The sequence below is a fragment of the Leclercia sp. UBA5958 genome (assembly GCF_002430365.1).
GTDB lineage: Bacteria > Pseudomonadota > Gammaproteobacteria > Enterobacterales > Enterobacteriaceae > Enterobacter > Enterobacter pneumoniae.
On the sequence record NZ_DJCE01000001.1, the window covers coordinates 458,696 to 480,708 of the forward strand.

Genomic DNA, 22,013 nt, shown 5'->3' on the forward strand with positions numbered 1-22,013 from the left:
GCCCTGCCCTTTAATGAGCAATGCCGCATGCGCTAAGGCGTATGCGGCATATTTCATGGGTAACTTAACCCGGCAGCGAGGCTTTCAGGCGACGCACCGCTTCCTGCAGGTTTTCATCGGTCACGCTGACATAAGACATGCGTAAGGTACTGTGGTCCGGTTCATTACAGTAGAAGAACTCGCCCGGCACGTACACCACGCCGTTGTTGAGGGTCGTTTTCAGCCATTCCGTGGTATTCATCTCGTATTTGAATTTCGCCCATAAAAACATCCCGCCCATGGGTTTATGGAAGGTCAGATGATCGCCCAGCTCGCGTTCAACCAGTTGGCACAGCGTCTCGCATTTATGCTTATAGGCTTTGCGGATCAGCGCAATTTGCCCTGGCAGACGACCACTTTCCAGATAATGATAAGTGAGGGATTGGGACAAGGTACTGGTATGCAGATCCGTCGCCTGTTTCAGGTTCACCACCTGCCGTTTAATCCAGGCCGGCACCACCAGCCAACCCACCCGTGCGCCAGGCGCGAGGATTTTTGAGAAGGTAGAGGTATAGATGACGTTATCGCTGTTATCCATCTCTTCAGCCCAGGCTTTCAGAGGCTTGAAAGTGTTATCGGTAAAGTTAATCTCGCAGTAGGGATCGTCTTCAATAATCACAAAATCATAGCGTTTAGACAGCGCAACCAGCTGTTTACGCCGATGCTCAGCCAGCGTCACCCCGCCCGGGTTGCCAAAGGTGGGAACGATATAGACGGCTTTGATTTGGGTGGTTTTCACCAGCGCTTCCAGCTCGTCGATAATCATCCCGTCGCCGTCGGTTCCAACAGACATCAGGTTTGCTTCGGCCAGCTGCATAACCTGCAGTGCCGCCAAGTATGTCGGGCGTTCAACCACCACGATATCACCCGGATCGATCAGAGCACGCGCCAACAGATCCAGTGACTGCTGAGAGCCAGAGGTCACCACCACATCATCGATATCGCAGTGAATGGCGCGCTCCCCCAGCAGCTGGCAAATGGCGCCGCGCAATTCCGGGCTCCCTTCGCTCAAACCATACTGGAAGGCCTCTTTCCAGGCGCTGGAGAGCACCTTCTCCATGGCCATCTCTAATCCTTCGCGATCGAACAGTTCCGGATTAGGAATGCCGCCGCCGAGAGAGATGACCCCTTCCATTTTGCTGTGCTTCAATAACTCACGGATTGCCGATGACTGAAGATTCTGGACCTTTTTTGCTATTTTGTTCTGCGACATCTTCCCTTACCCATTTATTAATGTATCTCAGACTTATTATCACATGCGCAACAATTTGATAACCGTTTAATGGCCCAAATCGATATGTCCCGCCATATTATCCCTCCCTGGTCTGCTTTTCAGGCATGGAATGGCGTTTTCGGACGCGTAAAAATAGCCAATCTGATGGCGTAAATTGTTCTTTAATCTCCTAAGTACGCACGCTAAGCTCCGCTCACACTCAGTATATTAAGAAACACTATCATGAAACTAGAGCAGTTCAGCGGTCTGTTAACCACGTTAACGCATGACTTCACCAAAACGCTGCCAGGGGAGCTGTTGCTGACGACCGAAGGCGATATCACCACCTTTTATGCCCCCTTTGACTACATTAATACCCAGGCAAAAATCGTCTTATGCGGCATTACGCCAGGTTTACAACAGGCCAGCCGGGCGCTGGAAGAAGCACAGCGTCACTTGCGGATGGGAGCCACCGTCGAGCAGGCGAGAAAAGCGGCAAAAGAGACGGGCAGCTTCGCCGGTCCAATGCGCAGTAATCTTATCGCTATGCTGGATCATATTGGTCTGCCCGATATTCTGAAAATTGAGCGCTGCGCCCAGCTATTCGGAACGCACAGCCACCTGGTTCATTACACGTCAGCGCTGCGCTACCCGGTGTTTATCAAAGGGAAAAATTACAGCGGTTCGCCTGGCATGTTGCAGCGCGCCAGTATGCGTCAGCAAATTGATACCCATCTGGCTGAGGAGATTGCGCTGCTGGGGCCTGAGTGTCTGTACGTTCCTCTTGGCCCTAAAGTGACGGAAGTGTTTCTGCATTTGCAAGCACGCGGGCTGCTCAAACCGGAGCAACTGCTTGACGGCCTGCCTCACCCGTCCGGGGCGAACGCCGAGCGCATCAGTTACTTCCTCGGTAAAAAAGCGCGCGCTACGCTATCAGCCAAAACCAATGCCGATACGATTGATAATGCCAAAGCCAGACTGCTGGCGAAGATGGCTACCCTGCAAAATCGTTAACGGTTTAGGTGACAAAAGCCAGCAAACCATGAGCCTGCTGGCTTTGTGTAGAGTCCTTAACTCGCTGACCAGCGCGTCCCCTGCATATCTATCACAAACCGGTAGCGTACATCGCCTTTCAGCATGCGACTAAACGCCTGTTCGACTTCGTTACCGGTAATCAACTCGATATCGGCGGTAATGTTGTGAGTGCCGCAAAAATCGAGCATCTCCTGGGTCTCTTTAATACTGCCAATCGATGAGCCGCTGATGCTCAGGCGTCGGAAAACCATTGGCGTGATATCCGGCGAGAGATGCGGACTGTCCGGAATGCCCACCAGCACCAGTCGTCCGTTGGTTTTCAGCGTTGCGAGCAAGGGATTCAGATCGTGTGGGGCCGCTACGCAATCAATAATGATATCGAGCGAGCTATGCATCTCGGCCATTTGCGCCGCATCGCGGGATACCACCACCCGCTTCGCACCCAGCCTTTTCGCATCCGCCTCCTTTTCCGGGGAGGTGGTGAAGAGCGTGACCTCCGCGCCCAGCGCGCTGGCCAGTTTCACCGCCATATGCCCCAGCCCGCCTAGACCAACCACCCCTACGCGATCGCTCGCCTTCACGTTGAAGTGGCGCAGCGGAGACCAGACGGTCACGCCGGCGCAAAGCAGCGGCGCGACCCCTGCCAGAAGCAGATTCTGCGGCACTTTGACCACGAAATGCTGATCGACAATCACATTCTGGGCATAGCCGCCCCAGGTGCTCTCACCGGTCACCTTGTCGATACCGTTATAGGTTGCGGTAAAGCCAGCCTCGCAGTATTGCTCCTCCTGCTGTTGACAGAAATGGCACTCGCGGCAGGAGTCAACCATTACGCCTACGCCGACAATGTCTCCCGGACGCAAGCGATCCACATTGCTGCCGGTCGCCACCACGCGGCCAACAATTTCATGACCCGGAACCAGCGGATAACGGCTCACGCCCCACTCGTTACGCGCCATATGCAGGTCGGAGTGGCAGACGCCGCAGTAAAGAATTTCAATATTGACGTCCTGCTTTTGCAGGGGACGCAGGGTAATGTTCCCGGAGACCAGGGGTTGTGTCGCCTCATGGGCAACTAACGCTTTAACTTTCATGCCGCCTCGCAATGCACTGGCTTTTCTCAATCGAAGGCGGCAGACTTTACGTAAATGGGTTCACAATTGATAGTAGTCACCATTTGGTGACCATAAATGAGGAGCACGCCATGCCCGCCTGGGTAGACGGAAAACTGTTTTTTTACGCCGATTCACCGCCACGCCGGTTAATGGATCTCTTCTCGGTCAAATGGAGCACCATGGTGCTGCACGCCCTCTACCACTGGCCGGACGATCGCGCCCGTACGGGCGAGCTGCAGCGCAGTCTGCAGGGGATCTCAAAAAAGATGCTTTTTCAGACGCTTAAAGAGCTGGAGCAGCGCGGACTCATTAGCCGACACGTCTATGACGTTATCCCGCCCAAAGTGGATTATCGCCTTACCCCGCTGGGCCGAACCTTTGCCGAACCTATAGAGCAGATGTATCAGTGGGGGCTGGATAACCAGGCGGCGCTGGATCAGATGCAGGCATGCTATCAGGCTGCGATAAACACGCAGAAAACCGACGGATAATGATGTAACCTTTCTTAGCGATAAATGACAACAAACGGACACAGCATGTCAGCACAAATTTCGAAAGATCCTCTGCACGGCGTTACCCTCGAGATGCAAATTAACGCTCTGGTGGCGCACTACGGTTGGGAAAAGCTGGGTCAGCTTATCAAGATTAATTGTTTCAACAGCGACCCGAGCGTGAAATCCAGCCTGAAATTTTTACGCCGCACACCGTGGGCACGTGCAGAGGTTGAAGCCCTGTATCTCGATAGCCTCGACGAACCCGCACCGGAATCCGCGCCGGCGCCCACCGCCAGCCCCTGGTCCAATAATCGCCATACAAAGAGCTGACACGCCATGATGCGAGACGTTACACGGTCGGGCATGCTGCTCGCCTGCGCCCTTCTGTTAGCCAGCTGTGCCTCTGAGCCGCCAAAATCGTTGGTCACCCCGCTGCCGCCAGTAGCCAAACAGCCGGTGCCAGACCAACGTCAGCAGGATAATCAGCCGATGCGTGGCGTCTGGCTGGCCACGGTCTCTCGTCTCGACTGGCCGCCGGTAAACTCGGTAAATGTCAGCAGCCCCGCGCTGCGCATTCGACTGCAGCAGCAGGCATTAATTACCAAGCTGGACAACCTCAAAAGCCTCGGCATCAACACCGTCTTCTTCCAGGTCAAACCGGACGGCACCGCCCTGTGGCCATCCCAAATTCTGCCCTGGTCAGATATGCTGACGGGCACCATTGGCCAGGATCCGGGCTACGACCCCCTGAAGTTTATGATCGATGAAGCGCACAAGCGCGGAATCAAAGTGCATGCGTGGTTCAACCCGTATCGGGTTACCACCAATACGAAACCGGGCACCATTACGGCGTTGAGCCGGACCTTGCCGCAAAATCCGGCCAGCGTGTATGTGCTGCATCCTGACTGGGTTCGCACCTCCGGCGACCGCCTGGTGCTCGACCCCGGTATACCCGCAGCGCGGGACTGGATCACCAGCATCGTGGCCGAAGTGGTGGAACGCTATCCGGTAGACGGCGTGCAATTCGATGACTACTTCTATACTGAAACCAAAAGCTCCACCCTCAACGATACACAAACCTGGCAGCAATATGGCCAGGCCTTCGCCTCGAAAGCCGACTGGCGCCGCGATAACACCCAGCAACTGATTGCGCAGGTGTCGCGTACCATTAAGCAGATCAACCCTAACGTGATGTTCGGCGTCAGCCCTGCCGGGGTGTGGCGTAACCGTTCGCACGATCCCGCCGGGTCAGATACGCGCGGAGCCGCCGCGTATGACGAATCTTTTGCCGACACGCGTCGCTGGGTGCAGCAAGGGCTGCTGGATTACATCGCCCCGCAGATCTACTGGCCATTTTCCCGCGATGCCGCGCGTTACGACGTGCTGGCAAAATGGTGGGCCGAGGTAGTCAAACCGACCAAAACCCGGCTCTATATCGGTGTGGCGCTCTATAAAGTGGGCGAACCGTCGCGTAACGAGCCCGACTGGACGGTCAACGGCGGCGTACCGGAGCTGCGTAAACAGCTTGATCTGAACGACACGATGCCGGGCATCAGCGGCACGATCCTCTTTCGCGAAAACAACCTCAATCAACCGCAGGCCCAGCAGGCCGTTAGCTATTTACGCAGCCGCTGGGGCAGTTAGCCCTTCGGTTGTCCAGTTCTCACAATCCTCTGTCCAGGGCGCTAAAGCAGCGCCCTTTTCTCCTGCACACAATGGAATGAAAACCACAGGAGATGATCATGCTGAGTCACCCGCAACAGAAATATCGCCCCTTCCCGCCTCTTAACCTGCCCGATCGCCGCTGGCCATCACAGCAGATCACCCATGCCCCGCGCTGGCTCTCTACGGATCTGCGCGACGGTAACCAGGCACTCGCTGAGCCCATGGACAGCGAGCGCAAACGCCAGTTCTGGCAATTACTGCTGGCCTGCGGCTTCAAAGAGATTGAGGTGGCTTTCCCTTCAGCGTCGCAAACAGACTTCAACTTCGTCCGTGAGCTGATTGAAGAGGATCTGATCCCGGACGATGTCACCATTCAGGTGTTAACCCAGGCGCGGGAAGATTTGATTCTGCGCACCTTCGACTCTCTGCGCGGGGTGAAACGGGCCACGGTGCATCTTTATAACGCCACTGCCCCGCTGTTTCGTGAGCTGGTCTTCGGCCTGGAGAAAGCGGACATCATCGCCCTTGCTACTCGCTCAACCCGCCAGATCCGCCAATTGTGTGAACAGCACCCGGAAACGCACTGGCAATATGAATACTCGCCTGAGACCTTCTGCTTCACCGAGCCGGAGTTTGCGCTGGAGATTTGTGAAGCGGTGGCGGATATCTGGCAACCTTCGGCCGACCGCCCGATGATCATCAATCTGCCGGCGACGGTTGAAGTAAGCACCCCGAATGTCTACGCCGATCAGATTGAATTTTTCTGCCGCCATTTTTCCCGGCGCCAGGATGTCTGTATTAGCGTACATCCGCATAACGACCGGGGAACCGGCGTCGCCTGCGCCGAGCTGGCGGTCATGGCGGGAGCCGATCGCGTGGAAGGCTGCCTGTTTGGCAACGGCGAACGCACCGGCAATGTTTGCCTGGTGACCCTGGCGATGAATCTCTATAGCCAGGGGATCACCCCGGGGTTGCGCTTTGATGATATGAAACAGGTGGTCGAGGTCGTAGAGCGGTGCAACCAGCTGCCGGTGCATCCTCGCCATCCGTGGGCCGGTAGCCTGGCTTATACGGCGTTTTCCGGTTCGCATCAGGATGCGATCAAAAAAGGGTTCGACGCGCGTAAGCCCGGTGAGCCCTGGGCAATGCCCTACCTGCCGGTCGATCCCCAGGATATTGGCTGCAGCTATGAAGCGGTGATCCGTGTGAACAGTCAGTCCGGGAAAAGCGGCAGCGCCTGGCTGATTGAGCAGAATCACGGTCTGAAGCTCCCGCGCGCATTGCAGCAGGATTTTAGCCAGCACGTACAGCGCGAAACCGACGCCCATGGCCGGGAGATGACGCTCAACGCCCTCTGGCAACTGTTCCGTACCCGTTACCGGCTGGTGCCGCAGCCCCCGCTGGCGCTGAAGGAGTATAAAAGCGAAAGCCAGCAGAATGGTCAGTTAAAGCTGAATGCTACGCTGCAGGTGGCCGGCGAGCAGCGCAAAATTGAAGGATATGGCAACGGCCTGCTCTCTGCCGCAGCCCAGGCTGTCTCGGTGCTCATCAGGCAGCCGGTGGTGATTAAGGATTACCACGAGCACACCCTGGGGGAACGCAGTGACAGCCGCTCAGTAGCCTATATCCGCTGTCTGTTTGCCGATGGCAGCAGCCGCTGGGGCGTGGGAATTGATAGCGACATCTCCCGCGCGTCGCTGCAGGCGTTCTTCAATGCAGCGCAGCTGGACGATTAACCATCCTGAAAATAGTCGCTGGGTGATATTCCCATCACCCGGCGGAACATGGTCGTAAAGGCGCTGTGGCTGCCATACCCCAGCTCCAGCGCGACGGTCAGTACCGCCTGCCCCTGCGCCAGCCGAATTAACGCCTCCATCAGTTTCGCCCGCCGCACCCACTCTCCCCAGGTGAGCTGGGTTTGCTGCTGGAAATGGCGGTTCAAGGTACGTTCACTCATGTTCACCTGTTTTGCTGCCCGGCTGCTGCTCCAGTCTTCTGCAGGCGACTCACGCATACGCGCGCAGAGCTGGCGCAACACCTCACTGGTCGGTTCGGCCAGACCAAAAGGCAGCACCGACATGCCGCGTATTTCATCGAGAATAAGTTCATAAATGCGCTCGTCCCGGCTGCCGGGTGCGTACGCTTCCGCCAGATCGAGCGAGGCCACAATCAGCTCCCGCAGCAACGCCGTAACCTGCACAATCTGACAGCTGGCGGGGAAATCAGCCCGCGCCAGCGGATCGATAAACAGCGTTCTCGCCGCCACCTGTCCGGTGATCCGCAGCGAATGCCGCGTGCCGGCCGGTAGCCAGACCCCCCGCCCAGGCGGCACCACCCAACTGCCGAGCGGTGTGTCTACCCGCACCACCCCGCTCAGGATATGCAGCAGCTGGGCGCACTCATGCTCATGCCAGGGCTCACTCTCTCCGTGGGCGTAGTCATGGGCAAAAGGCACCAGCGGCCGGTGGGTAAACGAAAAGGTTAAGCGGGTGGTCATGGGTTAGCCGACCTTTTGCCCCACCGGAACCGGATCCAGCATACGAATAGCGTCAAAAGGATTATTCAGCAGTTGGCATTGAGGTACTTTTAACGCCAGTGCCAGGGTGTTCTGACTGGATAGCATCTCCGACTGTGTTTCAAGCTGGCGAAAATTAACGACATCTGTTTTCAGCATATCCAGCGCTTCGCGACTGATCACATGGGGGCTGAGGGCTCCGGTTTTTTTCAGCTCTTGCAGACGATGGCGAAGCAGCGCATTCGAGTCCGCGTTACGCGCAAAATATCCCTGGGCGATATCGTCCTCTTCAAGACGAATATGGGTCTGACAGAGCACAAAGGTAGCTTTGTTCTTGAGATCCGCCACCAGCATCACAAAGTGAACATTCTCGATAAACGCTTTGTTATCGAGCCCGTCGAGCATGCTTCTAAGCAGGGTATCGAGATCGTTCAGCGTCCGGCGCAGCGGGGTAATATGCAGGCGAATGAACTGATGATCGCTCTGCTTCTGGTTGGCATAGAGTGCCTCTTCAATAGCTGCCAGTGCGCTGCTTTTAATCTCACTGATTTTGATTAACTTACTAAAACGGGCTTCATCCAGCAGTTGCTCGGCCTTGTGATCCAGCGCGTCAATTTTTTCGCTGATCTCTTCCAGCTGTTGACCCAGAGTCTCAGTCGTCTGCTGCGCAGACATGATATTTATCGCTGAAAGCGAAGCCGTTTGACTGGCGAGCTGTTCCATTACCTCTGCATGATTCTGGCCCAGCTGTTTTTCAAGCTGCTCTAGCGGGCTTTTTTGACCCGGCTGCCCTTCTTGCGGGAAGATAAGATGTTTAACGATCTTACCTGCAACATCGCGAATAGTGCCGCCATGAATTTTTAGCTCCCCTGAATCAATACGGGCAATAATGTCTGCCGTCAGCGGTAGAGCACGTTCAAGAATCACTGAAAAAATCATAGGTCGATCTCACTGGCATAGTTTTCTGCAGCCAGACGTGAACGAATACTGCCAATAATCAGTACCGCCGGGATGGTCACGCTGTAGGCGGTGCCGGTGAAGGCAAACAGCACCCCCGCCACGCCGGTGAGCACGCCAATAAACTGTCCGGCGACCGGTATCGCAGCAACCACACCGCGACGCAAAATAAAGGTGCCGACAGCCATGAGCGCCGGGGTCATACCCAGCAGGCTTCGGGCGGCGGCGTTTTTGGCGTCGGTTAACATTTTCTGGTCGTCCAGGCTTTCCCGCAATACCTGTTCAAAGGCTTCACGTTCGCTATCTGAAAGTTTGGCTTTATAATCGGCAATCACTTTCTCGGCGATTTTCTCTTCGATTTTAATCAGGTCGCTTTTCATATCGACTTTGGCACCGACTTTCTCCGCAACATCGCAGACGATTTCACGGTAGTTCACCCCGCGTCGGCGGAACAGGTTCATTACCGTATCGCCTCCCATGCTTTGCAGCTCAATGGTCAGTTTCAACGGGTCACGTTCTTCTTTACTGATATCGGCGGATCGCTTACTCGCTATCACCTCGGCCAGAAACGCCTTCTCCTGGTCACTTGCTTGCTGCAATAGCGGATAAAGATCCTGATCGTTACGGGCAAAATCGATGCTTTTCATTTTTGTAGTTTCTGCTTTGCTGTGTGATTGATGGTGAGAATGCTACTCAAAGCAAGCATAACGTCAAGGAATCAATGAGATGAAAAGCAGAGCCAGCGTTAACTGGCTCTGAAGAGGCTTCAGGATTTGCTAAAGAGGGTGATACTGCGAGCGGCCAGTTGCCAGACCGTCTGGTCATCCTGCGTCGGTGATGACGGGTTTTCACCGGCAGTCGAGAGTTGCAGCATCCAGTCGTTGTCGTCGAGGCGCGGGAGCTGGAATGTCACCTCTTCTGTTAACGGATTAAACAGCATCAATACATCGTGCCACACGCCCTCTTCGCGCTGCAGATCCGGACGGCTGATGACGACACCGAGCGTGGCGCTGGCATCCCAGTGCTCATCTTGCTGTGGCCCGCCGTCAGGGTTAAACCAGTGGATCTCCAGCCCGTCGCGCCAGTTTTCTCTGCGTAATAAGGGTTGCTCCGCGCGCAGCTGAATAAGCTTGCGGGTAAATACCCGCAACGCATCGGCGCTCGGCGGCAGGTTTTCCCAGTGAACCCAGGAGATCTCGCTGTCCTGGCAGTAACCATTATTGTTACCCATCTGACTGCGGCCAAACTCATCCCCGGCCAGCAGCATCGGGGTGCCATGCGACACAAACAACGAGGTGAGGAAGTTACGTTTTTGCTGTTCGCGCACGGCATTAATGGCTTCGTCTTCGCTCGGCCCTTCGGCACCGTAATTGCAGGAGCGGTTATCGTTGTGGCCGTCGTTATTGTCTTCGCCGTTATCCTCGTTGTGTTTGTCGTTGTACGACACCAGGTCGTTGAGGGTAAACCCGTCGTGCGCCGTAACAAAGTTGATGCTGGCCCACGGGCGGCGACCATGCTGATCGTACAGATCGCCGGAGCCCAGCAGCCGTGCGGCAAAATCGGAAGAGACATTATCCCCGCGCCAGTACTCACGCACCGTATCGCGGTATTTGTCGTTCCATTCCCCCCAGCCCGGCGGGAAGCCGCCAACCTGATATCCACCGGGGCCTATATCCCAGGGCTCACCAATCAGCTTCAGTTTAGAGAGCTGCGGATCCTGCATAATGGCGTCAAAGAAGCCGCCACGCGGATCGAAGCCCTGCGGCTCGCGGCCCAGAATGGTGCCCAGGTCAAAACGGAAACCGTCGATGTGCATGGCATCCGCCCAGTAGCGCAGGGAGTCCATCACCATCTGCAGTACCCGGGGGTGCGAGGTGTTGACGGTATTACCGGTCCCGGTGTCATTAATGTAATAGCGGTGCTGATCCGGCAGCGTGCGGTAATAGGCGAAGTTATCAATGCCCTTGAACGACAGCGTTGGACCCAGTTCATTGCCCTCTGCGGTATGGTTATAAACCACATCCAGAATCACCTCGATGCCCGCGTCATGATAGGCGCGAACCATCTCACGAAAACCCTGCATTCCCCGTGGGCCATAATAGTGTGGCGTCAGGGCGAAGAAACCCAGGGTGTTATAGCCCCAGAAGTTCTTTAGCCCTTTATCAAGCAGATGTTGATCGTGGGGGAACCAGTGCACCGGCATCAGCTCGACGGAGGTAATGCCCAGGCTTTTGATGTAGTCGACCGAGGCCTGATGCCCCATCCCTTCAAACGTGCCGCGCAGCGCCTCAGGAATGGCCGGGTTAAGCTGGGTAAAGCCTTTCACGTGGGTTTCGTACAGCACCGTATGGGGCCAGGGCACCGCCGGACGGTTGTTATCCTGCCAGTCGAAGGCGTTGGGGTCGATCACCCGACATTTTGGTGTGAACGGCGCGCTATCGCGGGTATCGAAGCTCAGATCCAGATCGTCATGCCCCATCTCATAGGCGAAGTGTGACGGGTCCCACTGAAGCTCGCCCACCAGTTCCCGCGCATAGGGATCGATTAAGAGTTTATTGGGATTAAAACGGTGCCCATTTTCAGGGTCGTAAGGGCCGTAAACGCGATAGCCATACAGCGCCCCGGGCTCAAGGTTCGGGACATAGCCGTGCCACACCTCGTGGGTGAACTCGGGTAGCTCCAGCCGGGCAATCTCCGTTTTACCACTGGGATCGTACAGGCAGAGCTCAATGCGCTCGGCATGTGCAGAAAAAATCGCAAAATTGACCCCTTTTCCGTCGTAATTGGCCCCTAACTGATGGCTGGACCCTGCCTGAATGTCGAAATGATTACCGTTTGGCATGCTTATCTCCATGTGTAACACGCTCAGTCGCAGGCGACCAGTACCCGCCAGCACCACTGTGCAGAGGCTAATTCAAGGGTGTCGTTGAGGGCGAACACCTCTTCTGTGAAGAGATCCCGATAACGGCGTCCGGCCAGAGGCTCAGGCAACGCGACGGAAGTCTCGGGCCATAACGCGGCGCCGGTATAGCTGGCGGCGGCAAAAACCAGTCGGGGGGCGACAACTATCACCGCGTCGTTGCCGTCGGTGCGGGCAAAGGCGATGGCCTTCTCTGCCTGTTCGCCGTGGGTAATCAGCGCCACATAGTCACCCCGGCGGAAAAGCGCCGGTTTGTCCTGGCGTAAACGTAACAACGTGGCGGTTACGAACTGATTAACCTGGCCGCTGCGCCAGCTGGCTTCCTGGTTAAACACGTTCCGATCTGCGTCGCGTAGCTGCTGCGCCAACCGGGGATAATCGGGCTCACGGCGGTTGTCGGGGTCGACGAGGCTGAAATTGAGGGCTTCGCTGCCCTGGTAGATGTCCGGTACGCCTGGCGCGGTAAGTTTGATCAGCGTCTGGCTCAGGCTGTTGACCAGCCCGGTGCGAATAAAGGGCTGCAGTGAATCGCAGAAATCCGTTAAGAAGGTCTGATTCTCGGCGCTGAGCAGATGGCGGGCATACTCCAGCACCACCGTTTCGTAGGCTTCGTTGCTATCCACCCAGTCGGTACGAAGCTTGGCTTCGCGCAGGGCTTTTTCCACAAACTCCAGGAAACGCGTCTCCAGCGCCTTCAGCCCGGCGTGATCATCCGGCCTCAGCGCAGGCGGCCAGACGCCGGCCAGCGCCTGATAGAGCATCCAGGTATCGGCGGCTTTCGGCGCCGTCCCGTCATTCAAGAAACGAACATGCGTCTGGTTCATCTGCCGCCAGCGCGCCACGCCTTCGGCCCACTGAGTGGGTGCTTCGGTCAGAGTATAGAGGCGAGCACGGGCATCTTCCCCGCGCTTGGTATCGTGAGTAGAGGTGCCGGAGAGCGCATCGGGTTGACGTTCACGACGGGTCGCCATCTCCTGATGAAAACGGGTCAGCGAAAAGCCCCGCGGCACCGGTTCGGCGCCGACTTCATTCAGCGCCAGCCCCATGTTCTGGCGGAAAAAGAGAGTATCTTCCACTGATTTGGCCATTAACGGCCCGGTAAGTTGCTGGAAGCGGGTGCGGAAGCTGTTCGCCTGGGCCTGATTCACCACCGCACCGGTCATGATTCGGGTAAGCAGATCCAGCGCCTGCGCATCGGCATCGACCTGAGCGATGACCTGCTGCAACAGGCGCAGATCCGCCGGGGGCAACCCCGCTTCGGTGCCGTAGGTGCGGTAGACCGGGAAGGCTAACAGCAGCTCGCGCAGCGCATGGCGCAACGTCTCTTCGTCAGGCTGCAGCGGCTCGTCGCGGGCGATAACGTTAGCCAGCCCTAACAGCGTGGCAAACTCGCCGGCAAAATTACGATCAACCATCAGCCGGCGGGCAGCGCGCAGTTCGGCATGAGGATCGGATGTTTTACCCACTACCTCGTCCCAGGCCTGACGCAGGGTATCCATCTTTTCATCATCCACCAGCACTTCCGCCAGCGAGGCGATAAATTCATATCCTGTCGTGCCCGAGATGGGCCAGTCGGCAGGCAGATGCTCCCCTTTGCCGAGGATCTTCTCGACGGTGATGTAGCACTCCGCCCCCGCCTCCTGGCGCAGACGCTCCAGATAACCTTTTGGATCGGCCAGACCGTCCACATGATCCACCCGCAGCCCGTCCACCGCGCCGGAGCGGACCAGGGCCAGAATCAGCGCATGGCAGTCATCAAAGACGGCGGGATCTTCAACCCGAACGCCGACCAGGCCGGTAATTTCAAAGAATCGCCGCCAGGAGAGATCTGACGCCGCATCGCGCCAGCTGCTGAGCCGCCAGGGCTGCTGCTCATGAAGCCGGGTAATGGCCTCGGGATCGGACAGGCTCAGTACCTCTTCCTCGCGCCCTGCCCAGCTGGCTGGCGTCAGGGGGTAGAAGTTTTCAAAATAGGCCAGCGCGGGGCGGCCAGTATGGGGGGCGCGCTGAATGGTGATATCCCCCTGGGCCACCACCTTGTCAAAATCATCCCCCAGGAAAGGCAGAGTCAGGCGGCGCGACCAGTCGATATCGAAGTGGTGGGCGTAACGGCTCTGCTCGCCGTACTCAATCACATCCCGCCACCAGGGGTTCTCCAGCGAGGTGGACATATGGTTGGGCACAATATCCAGAATCAGCCCAATACCCGCCTCTTTCAGGGCGCTAACCAGCCGCTCGAACCCTGCCCGGCCACCGATGGCCGGATCGATTTCGTTCACGTCCGTCACGTCATAGCCGTGAGTGGATCCGCTGGCGGCTGTAAAAATTGGTGAAGCATAGAGATGGCTGATACCCAGTTGCTGCAGATAAGGCACCAGACTGACGGCACGATCGAAAGTCATGCCATTACGAAACTGAATACGCCAGGTCGATACGGGAATCATCGGCAGGCTTCTCCCTCAGCAAAACAGACAATAATCGAATTTGGCGTCAGCGCGCCGGCGCCTTCAGGCCAGACAAACAGCGTGTTACCCGGCAGCTCAGGCGCGGGCAGCGTGCGGTCGCTGACATTCAGCGCCAGGGAGAGCGTGCCCTGCGCAAAGTGCCAGCAGACGGCGATATAGCCAGGTGCGGTGTGCAGGACTTTCCCCTGGCACGCCTGTGCGCCTGTCAGTAAAGGAACAATCGCCTGCTGGCGCAACAGCAGCAGCTGGCGGGTAAAGCGTAGCCAGGATTTACCGCTCTCACTGGTCAGTTTCTGCCAGTCAAGCTGCGAAGCGGTAAAGGTGGTCAGCGCGTTAGGATCGGGAACATCCTCTCCGTCGTGCCCCGTATGGCCGGCAAACTCTTTTGCCCGCCCTTCCCGCACCGCCCGGGCCAGTTCGCCGTGGAAATCAGTAAAGAACAGGAACGGATGGGTTTCGCCGTACTCTTCCCCCATAAACAGCAGCGGAATGTGTGGAGAGAGCAGCAACATGGCCAGCAGCACCCTGGTGCGCTCCGCACCCGCAAGCGTAATTAACCGCTCACCCTGGGCACGGTTGCCTACCTGATCGTGGTTCTGAATAAAATCGACAAAGGCCAGCGGCGGCTGATTACGGCTATTCACTCCGCGCGGTTTCCCGCTGTGCGGCGACACCTCTCCCTGATAGGCAAACCCCTCGGTCAGCGCGCGGGCAAGCCACACCTCTGGCGCATCGGCGAAATCTTCGTAGTAAGCGTGGGTTTCACCGGTCGCAAAAACATGCAGGGCGTTATGCAGATCATCATTCCATTCCGCGGTAAACAGCGGCGGTTGCCCGCGCTCATCCCGGGGATGCAGATCGATACCGTTGCGGCTATCTTCCGTGGTCAGATGGATCGGCCGGTCGGTAATGGTTTCGCGAATACGTGTCGCGATCTCTTCCAGCACGTGCGGCTGGCGACTGTCTTCGATATGGTCAATGGCATCAAAGCGCAGCCCATCGAGGCGATATTCACTTAGCCAGTAGAGCGGTAGGCCGATGATAAACGCCCGGACCGGGTCCAGATCATAGGCGATACCATTGCCCCAGGGCGTCATGCGATCCGGGTGGAAAAAGTCCGGGGATAATCTCGGCAGGTAGTTGCCTTCAGGGCCAAAATGGTTGAGCACAATATCCAGCACCACGGATAAACCCAGCCCGTGAGCGGCGTCGATAAAGGCTTTGAAATCGTCCGGCGTACCGTACGCGCTGTGCGGCGCGTAAAGCAGGACGCCATCGTAGCCCCAGTTGCGGTTGCCCCCTGTCTGGGAGACCGGCATCACCTCTATCTGAGTGATCCCCAGCTCTGCCAGGTATGGCAGTTTACTGATGGCACTGCGAAAGGTGCCCTGAGGCGTAAAGGTGCCGATATGAAGCTCGTAGACCACCGTCTCTTCCCACGGACGGCCTTGCCACTCCGGGTATTGCCAGACGTAACTATGGGGATCGACCACCTGTGACGGGCCATGCACATCCCCCTGCTGCGCACGCGATGCCGGGTCTGGCAACGCGGTGCCATCTGCAAGCACATACTGATAATTGGCCCCGGCAGGAAGGTCGTTCAGGGTGATGTCAAACCAGCCATCCCCCGCTGTCTGCATGGGATAATCGTGCCCTTCCACCCGCAATGTCATCTGCTGTTGGCCGCTGGCCCACAGCCTGAAACGCACCGCGCCTGTTTCCAGACGAACGGCACCCCACTGTTTTGATACCTGTTCTGACTGCATACGATCACCTCGTTTTACCCGAACTGCCCCTGGGCTGCTTAACTGGATGGTTACGCGGAGGAGAAAAGCCGTAACATGACGTGAATGCTTAGCGCACGAAGATAAACTATAGACCAGGTTAGCGCTGTGCTGTGGCGAATTAACAGGTGGCGGGGAGGCCCCGCCAGGGGAAGGGTTCAGGAGGCGATGTGTGGCCAGTTGATGGTACCCACGCCGTTAAGCTGTGGGCGGGCGAAGAGGAAGCCCTGGAAGCGCTTAATCCCGGCCGTTTCCAGCCAGCACCACTCTTCCATCTTCTCAATTCCTTCGGCCACCAGGGTGATGCCCAGGTCGGCGCAGCAGCTGACGATAGATTTCACGATCGCCTGTTTCGGGCCGCTGAGGTGAATATTGCTGACAATCTCGCGGTCGATCTTGATTTTATCGGGCTGGAAACGGGTCAGCAGGGACAGCCCCGCGTAACCCGAACCAAAATCATCGATAGCCAGACCGATACCGGCGGCCCGCAGCTGTTTGATCGCGCTATTAAACTGATTGAAACCGGAGATCATCTCGTTCTCCGTCACCTCAATGACCACCTGCTCCGGCACCAGACCATGGCGCAGGATCTGCTCCATCAAAAATTCCACCGCGCCGGGCACATTTACCAGCGACATCGGCAGCAGATTGATGGCGATTTTATGATCGCCAATACCAATTTTTTCGGCCAGCGCGAAGGCATACGCCTTGGTTTGCAGATCCACTTCGTAAACTTTATCGCTGTCGATAGCGCTGAAAAAGCGCTCCGGGCTGCCTCCGTCATTACTGCGGATCAGGGCTTCCAGCGAGGAGATTTTTCCTTCACCAGGCTCGACAATCGGCTGCAGGGCGAACTGGCACATCTGGTTATCGATCAGCTCACCCCGCGGCGGGCCAAAGGGGGCCTGCTCCTGGGTGAGTGTCCACCGTTCAGGAGACGAGGTCGCGGCAGGCTCTGGCCGCTGAGTTTTGCTAATAAATTGCTGAATGAATTTGAAAACCCGATCTTCCGAAGCCAGATAGCGTTCTATTTTGCTGTAGCTCAGCACGGAGGTCAGGATGGATTTCGGCATATCAACGCGCAGATCGAAAAGCAACATTCCCACGTTTTCAAAACGACGACGCGGGCCATAATCGCGCATCAGCTCCACCACGCTATGGTGCCGCCTGTCGTCCCGGATGGTCTTGAAAAGCGTATCGACGGTCTCTTCTGCCCCCTCGAGAATTTGCAAAAATTCCGTACCGTTAAAGAGCAAAATACCGGTGACACCCAACTTCACATTGCTGTGCTTCGCTTTTTCAATCAAAGCGGTGAGAGATAACAATTCGCAGGAAGAATTTAACTGGCTTCGGTAGATAAGTGTAGTCAGCACAGCAATGGGTCCCGGTCGGTGAAATGTTGTTATAAGCTATTGTTTAGCATACTTCATATTGTGCTACTAAAGATATCGTTGCGGCCTGTGAATTATACATATTCTGACATGAATATAACTAATTTGAATGCTTGCCGTCAGGAGCGATAACACGGCGGGTTTCTCGGGCCTCCACCCGGGTGCCATCCTTATCCGTGACCTCCAGTTTCGCAAGGGATTGCCCATCGGCCGTTTGCAGATGAGACATCGCCTCGCCTTCGTTAAACAGGTTCATCTCACCCCATTGACGCAGGCAGACAACCAGCGGGAAGAGCGCCTCACCACGCGCAGTCAGATGATAAGCCTTATATGCCCCGCCTTCGCTGGCTGGGGTCTGCTTCAGGATGCCTGCCTCTGTCAGGGTTTTGAGCCGCGCGGCCAGGATATTTTTGGCCACGCCGGTACTCTTTTGAAAATCACTAAAGCGGGAAATTCCGTCAAACGCGTCGCGGATAATCATCAATATCCAGCGATCGCCCAGCACATTCACGCTGCGGGCTACCGGACAGGTGGTGGTGATAAAAGTCTCTTCGTGCGTCATAAAGTACCCTCCACGTAAAAAATGGTTGCAAATAAAAACCAGACCAGGTGATAGTAATCTAGTTTTTATTTAAAACCAGTTTAGAGGGTAATGCAAATGAGCCTGACCGAATCGTCACGCGCCACGCCGCTGCTCACCTCCCGGCAGCTGTTTCTCTTCGCCGTGCTCTGCGCGTTTGCGGTAGCCAATGTCTATATGACCCAGCCTCTTCTCGACCAGATTGCCCATGACCTGCACGCGCGTACCGCAAGCATGGGATGGATTATCACCGCGACCCAGACGGGCTATGGGCTGGGGCTGCTGTTTTTAGTGCCGCTGGGCGACAGAGTGAATCGTAAAACGCTGATCGCCTCATTGATGCTAATGAGTAGCCTGCTGCTGGCGATCGCCTCGCAGGCAGGGTCATTGCTGATGCTCAGCACCCTTATGGGCGTGGTGGGAGTGCTGGCGGTGGTGGTCCAGATTGTAGTGGCCTATACCGCCAGCCTGACGGAGAGTGCGCGCCGGGGCGAAGCGACTGGGAGAGTCACGAGCGGCGTGGTGCTGGGGATCTTACTGGCGCGAGTGGTGGCCGGGTTGCTTGGGGAGTGGAGCTCCTGGCGTATTGTGCTTCTCTTTTCTGCCCTGGCGATGCTGGGCATGGCGCTGCTTTTTATCCGCACCGCGCCGCAGGAGGAAACGCAGAAGCCGCCTCGCCCCTATAGCGAGCTGCTGCTCTCGCTGTTTGCGCTCTGGCGGGAACTGCCTGTGCTGCGGGTGCGCGCCCTCCTCGCTCTGTTGATTTTTATGGCTTTTAGCCTGCTCTGGACCTCGCTGGTGTTCCCGTTAAGCGGTGCGCCGCATGACCTCAGCCCGGGCCAGATTGGTCTGTTAGGGATAGCGGGCATTGCCGGGGCGCTGGCGGCGCGTCAGGCTGGTCTCTTCGCGGATCGCGGCCTGGGGCAGCGGGTCACAGGCGGGGCACTGTTGCTACTGTTACTGAGCTGGGGGCTGATGGCCTGCGGCGAAGGGTCTCTTATCATTCTGACGCTGGGCATCATTCTGCTGGATTTTGCCGTACAGGCGGTGCACGTCACGAGCCAAAGCCTGATCTTCGCGCAACGCCCGCAGGCAACCAGCCGTCTGGTTGCGGTGTATATGGCTTTCTATTCGCTGGGTAGCGCCAGCGGCGCGTGGCTCGCCACCCATTTGTGGGCCTGGGGTGGCTGGCACGCCGTCTGTGCTGCGGGCGCGTTCATCAGCGGGCTGGCGCTGGCGTACTGGGCGCTGTTTGCACGATCCGCTGTAACATATAGTCGTAGAAAGGGTTCGAGGTAAGTCGCATCATGGCGTCCATGCCGGCGATCAATCCCCCCGTTTCGCCACGCAGGGCCGCATTACCCAGATTTATGCCAAACCGCTGCGGATCGACTGGCCGGGTACCGTAGAGATCGTCCTGCGGCGGGAACGGCAGCGCCACGTGTGAGAGGGAATAGATATCTGCCGGCCAGGGGGTAGTGAGCGGCGTAACCTGCGCCGCCACTGACCCGGCGGGCAGCCTGCGCGCGACCGTTTTCAGGGTCTGCGCCGAGGCATTGGTCACCACCGTCGTCGTATAGCGCCGCGGCGGCGGAGGTAGCAGCGCATCAACCGAAAGATACGCCCCAGGACGCAGGAACGGGCGCAGACTGGCGGCCTGGTTGATGTCAAAAATGACCAGCTCGCTGCCGTTAGACGGAAGCAGATTAAACAGCATATCCACCACCGCACGGGTGCTGACGGTGCTGTCCATAACAGACTGGAAGGCCAGTACCGGGGGAAGCGCCGTCAGGCTCTGCTTGTCGGCATAACGGCGGATCTGCTGTTGCAACGCCTGGGTCAGTTGCCAACTCTGGCGCGCCCCGTTCACTGGGAACGAGTTGTATTTAAAGGGATTGTATTCCGGCTGGATATTCAGCCATGCCGCTTTGGCGAAGGGCGGAAGCAGCGCGGGCAGCCCCGCCAGCCCGGCAAAACGGGCGAAGGCGCTGACGCCAATCATCGGCGAGATCAAAATCAGCTGCTGGGGTTTCGCCAGGTGGTTGTCATCAAGGGCGTCGAGAGCGTATTTCAACGCCAGCGCCCCGCCGTTGGAGTAGCCCACCAGATGCAGCGGCACCTTTGCCCCGCCAAGACGACGGGCTTCACGCACGGCCAGACGGGTCACCGCCATCCACTGCTCCCACTCCACATCACTGAGCGCGCCCGGTGCGGTACCGTGGCCCGGCAGACGCGGCACGACGGCCACAAATCCACGCTGTTGATAGTCGGCGGCGATGCGCTGCACGCTGTAGGGGGAGTCAGTTAGTCCATGCAGTAACACCACCGTACCGCGTGGCGTACCCTCAGGCAGCAGCACCCGGGAGCGATTCCCCTGCAACGAAAACTGTCCGGGCCAGACCAGGCTGTTGCGGTAATAGCGGTTAAGCGGCGTCTGCTCGTCACCTTTTGTCTTATCCACCACGTCGCGCTGTAATGCCTGGAAGATCTGCCCTTCCTGACGCAGATAATCGGCAAACGTCGCCTGATCGATATCGCGCGCCGACATCTCTGGCGCAGTCCAGGTGTGCCACGGGTGCAGCGCGGGGCCGGTCTGCGATTTATAAATCCGGAAGGCCAGCAGCACGATCAGGACGACGCCCAGTACCTTAGCGACAATTTTCACGGTGGAGAACAGCTGGGCGCGCATGGGCTTCCTTTCCAGAATGGGATTGACGCTATCTTAGCGCGTTTCTCCCGGCCCACAAAAATGTGATGCCTGTGACGAATTCACTAATTTCATACCTTCAACGCAGCCTGGCTGCACTAAAAGTGCGCCAGGTTGCACTAATGTTACTCATAAGTTAATCGAATATTGCAGGGAAACCCGCCATTTCTGGCAAGGGCTGGATTGGCACGCGTCCTGCATTGTTAATCAGGTAACAGTTTTTCCGGTGATGACAACCCGTTAACAGCGAGGCGGCATGACTCCACACACTGAATTTCTGGCGCGTATAGAACGCGGTTTTAGCCAGCTGACCCCTACCGAAAAACGGGTTGCGAGCTGGCTGCTGGCCCATGCGGGGCAAATCCCGTTTGAAACGGCAGAGAGCATCGCGCAGGCCACCGGCACCAGCGGTATCACCGTGGGACGTTACTTACGCAAACTGGGTTATCGCAATCTGGATGATGCCAAAAAAAGTCTGCGCGAATGGCCTGCCGCCCCCTATCAGCCCTGGGGGATGAAAGAGCGTCTCGACTCCTGGCACCAGCAGCAGACGCTTCCTGACCGGGCGCAGCGCTCTCTCGCGCTGGAAATGGATGCTATAGGGCATGTCTACCAGCTGGCGCAAAGCGAGGGTTTTCAACGGGTGGTACACCATCTGGCCACCGCTGACGCGGTTTTTGTGCTGGGGATCCAGTCTACCCGCGGCATCGCTAACGCCTTCTTCAGCCATCTGGAGTATCTGCGGCCGCGCGTCATTTATAGCGAAGGGCTCTCCGGCAGCTGGGTTGAGTCGCTCAACTCCGGCTTTAGCCACCCCTACGTGGTACTGACCGATACCCGCGCTTACTCCTCGGTGGCCCGTCAGTTTTGCCGGGTAGCCTGTGAGCGACAGATCCGTACCGTACTGATCACCGATATCTGGTGTCCCTGGGCGCGGGATTACCCCATCGACCTTCTGCAGGTGAAAACCGATACCGGCCACTTCTGGGACTCCCTGGCCCCGGTGAGCTGCCTGTTTAACCTGCTGCTGTCGGGCGTGGTCCAGGCGTTGGGCGATGCCCTGCCCACCCGCCTGGCGGCAAACCGGCAATTACAACAAGAGTTTGGTCAATTCGAACGTTAAGGAGCGGAGC

At 57.3% G+C, this 22,013-nt stretch carries 18 protein-coding genes; 7 read left to right on the forward strand and 11 right to left on the reverse strand.

All coding sequences use genetic code 11. The features are described 5' to 3' along the window. Positions 1 to 64: 64 nt before the first annotated feature. The gene (locus B2Q93_RS02315) at positions 65 to 1,252 is read right to left on the reverse strand and encodes a PLP-dependent aminotransferase family protein (protein WP_040075691.1); all 1,188 of its coding nucleotides are present in this window, start codon (positions 1,250 to 1,252) and stop codon (positions 65 to 67) included. Between the two features lie 243 nt (positions 1,253 to 1,495). On the opposite strand from B2Q93_RS02315, the gene B2Q93_RS02320 reads away from it, so the two are divergent. Further along, positions 1,496 to 2,266: a hypothetical protein gene (locus tag B2Q93_RS02320; RefSeq protein ID WP_212476102.1), complete on the forward strand. Its 771-nt coding sequence runs from the start codon at positions 1,496 to 1,498 to the stop codon at positions 2,264 to 2,266. Positions 2,267 to 2,322: 56 nt separating this feature from the next. On the opposite strand, the gene B2Q93_RS02325 is transcribed toward B2Q93_RS02320, so the two are convergent. Then, positions 2,323 to 3,381, reverse strand: a complete 1,059-nt coding sequence (locus B2Q93_RS02325; RefSeq protein WP_286931704.1) for an NAD(P)-dependent alcohol dehydrogenase — start codon at positions 3,379 to 3,381, stop codon at positions 2,323 to 2,325. Positions 3,382 to 3,491: 110 nt separating this feature from the next. Here B2Q93_RS02325 and B2Q93_RS02330 point away from each other — a divergent pair, with 110 nt between their 5' ends. The 4 genes from B2Q93_RS02330 to leuA all read left to right on the forward strand — a co-directional run bounded on the left by B2Q93_RS02330 (position 3,492) and on the right by leuA (position 7,297). Further along, entirely contained in the window at positions 3,492 to 3,893 is a 402-nt protein-coding gene (locus B2Q93_RS02330) for a winged helix-turn-helix transcriptional regulator (RefSeq protein WP_286931705.1), read from the forward strand. A gap of 45 nt (positions 3,894 to 3,938) precedes the next feature. Beyond that, positions 3,939 to 4,226: a VF530 family DNA-binding protein gene (locus B2Q93_RS02335; RefSeq protein ID WP_046885456.1), complete on the forward strand. Its 288-nt coding sequence runs from the start codon at positions 3,939 to 3,941 to the stop codon at positions 4,224 to 4,226. A gap of 6 nt (positions 4,227 to 4,232) precedes the next feature. Beyond that, entirely contained in the window at positions 4,233 to 5,540 is a 1,308-nt protein-coding gene (locus B2Q93_RS02340; RefSeq protein WP_046885455.1) for a glycoside hydrolase family 10 protein, read from the forward strand. A gap of 98 nt (positions 5,541 to 5,638) precedes the next feature. Further along, complete coding sequence (leuA, locus tag B2Q93_RS02345) at positions 5,639 to 7,297, forward strand: 2-isopropylmalate synthase (protein ID WP_286931706.1); 1,659 nt, start codon at positions 5,639 to 5,641, stop codon at positions 7,295 to 7,297. Here the strand turns inward: leuA and B2Q93_RS02350 are convergent. From B2Q93_RS02350 to B2Q93_RS02385, 8 genes are all read right to left on the reverse strand, one after another. Beyond that, the gene (locus B2Q93_RS02350) at positions 7,294 to 8,058 is read right to left on the reverse strand and encodes an AraC family transcriptional regulator (RefSeq protein WP_286931707.1); all 765 of its coding nucleotides are present in this window, start codon (positions 8,056 to 8,058) and stop codon (positions 7,294 to 7,296) included. The two genes, leuA and B2Q93_RS02350, sit on opposite strands and share 4 nt — an antisense overlap. 3 nt (positions 8,059 to 8,061) lie before the next feature. Next, positions 8,062 to 9,015 carry a hypothetical protein gene (locus B2Q93_RS02355; RefSeq protein ID WP_286931708.1) on the reverse strand — a complete coding sequence of 318 codons (954 nt, stop codon included), beginning with the start codon at positions 9,013 to 9,015 and terminating at the stop codon, positions 8,062 to 8,064. Then, positions 9,012 to 9,680 (reverse strand): hypothetical protein, encoded by a 669-nt coding sequence (locus tag B2Q93_RS02360; RefSeq protein WP_212476095.1) that lies wholly within the window; start codon positions 9,678 to 9,680, stop codon positions 9,012 to 9,014. Before B2Q93_RS02360 ends, B2Q93_RS02355 begins: the two co-directional genes overlap by 4 nt. A gap of 119 nt (positions 9,681 to 9,799) precedes the next feature. After that, positions 9,800 to 11,875: a glycogen debranching protein GlgX gene (glgX, locus tag B2Q93_RS02365; RefSeq protein ID WP_286931709.1), complete on the reverse strand. Its 2,076-nt coding sequence runs from the start codon at positions 11,873 to 11,875 to the stop codon at positions 9,800 to 9,802. A gap of 23 nt (positions 11,876 to 11,898) precedes the next feature. Next, positions 11,899 to 14,397, reverse strand: coding sequence for a malto-oligosyltrehalose synthase (treY, locus tag B2Q93_RS02370; protein ID WP_286931710.1), 2,499 nt, complete (start codon positions 14,395 to 14,397; stop codon positions 11,899 to 11,901). After that, positions 14,394 to 16,184: a malto-oligosyltrehalose trehalohydrolase gene (treZ, locus tag B2Q93_RS02375; RefSeq protein ID WP_263617562.1), complete on the reverse strand. Its 1,791-nt coding sequence runs from the start codon at positions 16,182 to 16,184 to the stop codon at positions 14,394 to 14,396. The genes treY and treZ overlap by 4 nt, the downstream gene beginning before the upstream one ends. 176 nt (positions 16,185 to 16,360) lie before the next feature. Further along, on the reverse strand, positions 16,361 to 17,575 hold the full coding sequence (locus tag B2Q93_RS02380) for a diguanylate phosphodiesterase (protein WP_286808961.1): 1,215 nt from the start codon (positions 17,573 to 17,575) through the stop codon (positions 16,361 to 16,363). Between the two features lie 118 nt (positions 17,576 to 17,693). Beyond that, positions 17,694 to 18,155 carry a winged helix-turn-helix transcriptional regulator gene (locus tag B2Q93_RS02385; RefSeq protein WP_286931711.1) on the reverse strand — a complete coding sequence of 154 codons (462 nt, stop codon included), beginning with the start codon at positions 18,153 to 18,155 and terminating at the stop codon, positions 17,694 to 17,696. A 96-nt stretch (positions 18,156 to 18,251) separates the two neighbouring features. Here B2Q93_RS02385 and B2Q93_RS02390 point away from each other — a divergent pair, with 96 nt between their 5' ends. Then, entirely contained in the window at positions 18,252 to 19,472 is a 1,221-nt protein-coding gene (locus tag B2Q93_RS02390) for an MFS transporter (RefSeq protein ID WP_286931712.1), read from the forward strand. Here B2Q93_RS02390 and B2Q93_RS02395 read toward each other — a convergent pair. Beyond that, entirely contained in the window at positions 19,393 to 20,862 is a 1,470-nt protein-coding gene (locus B2Q93_RS02395) for an alpha/beta hydrolase (protein WP_286931713.1), read from the reverse strand. The two genes, B2Q93_RS02390 and B2Q93_RS02395, sit on opposite strands and share 80 nt — an antisense overlap. A 274-nt stretch (positions 20,863 to 21,136) precedes the next feature. Between B2Q93_RS02395 and B2Q93_RS02400 the strand changes: the two genes are divergently transcribed. Continuing rightward, positions 21,137 to 22,003 carry a MurR/RpiR family transcriptional regulator gene (locus B2Q93_RS02400; protein WP_286931714.1) on the forward strand — a complete coding sequence of 289 codons (867 nt, stop codon included), beginning with the start codon at positions 21,137 to 21,139 and terminating at the stop codon, positions 22,001 to 22,003. The last annotated feature ends 10 nt before the right edge of the window (positions 22,004 to 22,013 follow it).

Coding starts and splice junctions, on each gene's coding strand:
- B2Q93_RS02400 (WP_286931714.1), top strand. CDS start 21,137: ATGACTCCACACACTGAATTTCTGGCGCGTATAGAACGCGGTTTTAGC.
- B2Q93_RS02335 (WP_046885456.1), top strand. CDS start 3,939: ATGTCAGCACAAATTTCGAAAGATCCTCTGCACGGCGTTACCCTCGAG.
- glgX (WP_286931709.1), bottom strand. CDS start 11,875: ATGCCAAACGGTAATCATTTCGACATTCAGGCAGGGTCCAGCCATCAG.
- B2Q93_RS02330 (WP_286931705.1), top strand. CDS start 3,492: ATGCCCGCCTGGGTAGACGGAAAACTGTTTTTTTACGCCGATTCACCG.
- B2Q93_RS02385 (WP_286931711.1), bottom strand. CDS start 18,155: ATGACGCACGAAGAGACTTTTATCACCACCACCTGTCCGGTAGCCCGC.
- treY (WP_286931710.1), bottom strand. CDS start 14,397: ATGATTCCCGTATCGACCTGGCGTATTCAGTTTCGTAATGGCATGACT.
- B2Q93_RS02315 (WP_040075691.1), bottom strand. CDS start 1,252: ATGTCGCAGAACAAAATAGCAAAAAAGGTCCAGAATCTTCAGTCATCG.
- B2Q93_RS02355 (WP_286931708.1), bottom strand. CDS start 9,015: ATGATTTTTTCAGTGATTCTTGAACGTGCTCTACCGCTGACGGCAGAC.
- B2Q93_RS02360 (WP_212476095.1), bottom strand. CDS start 9,680: ATGAAAAGCATCGATTTTGCCCGTAACGATCAGGATCTTTATCCGCTA.
- B2Q93_RS02390 (WP_286931712.1), top strand. CDS start 18,252: ATGAGCCTGACCGAATCGTCACGCGCCACGCCGCTGCTCACCTCCCGG.
- B2Q93_RS02320 (WP_212476102.1), top strand. CDS start 1,496: ATGAAACTAGAGCAGTTCAGCGGTCTGTTAACCACGTTAACGCATGAC.
- B2Q93_RS02325 (WP_286931704.1), bottom strand. CDS start 3,381: ATGAAAGTTAAAGCGTTAGTTGCCCATGAGGCGACACAACCCCTGGTC.
- B2Q93_RS02340 (WP_046885455.1), top strand. CDS start 4,233: ATGATGCGAGACGTTACACGGTCGGGCATGCTGCTCGCCTGCGCCCTT.
- treZ (WP_263617562.1), bottom strand. CDS start 16,184: ATGCAGTCAGAACAGGTATCAAAACAGTGGGGTGCCGTTCGTCTGGAA.
- B2Q93_RS02395 (WP_286931713.1), bottom strand. CDS start 20,862: ATGCGCGCCCAGCTGTTCTCCACCGTGAAAATTGTCGCTAAGGTACTG.
- leuA (WP_286931706.1), top strand. CDS start 5,639: ATGCTGAGTCACCCGCAACAGAAATATCGCCCCTTCCCGCCTCTTAAC.
- B2Q93_RS02350 (WP_286931707.1), bottom strand. CDS start 8,058: ATGACCACCCGCTTAACCTTTTCGTTTACCCACCGGCCGCTGGTGCCT.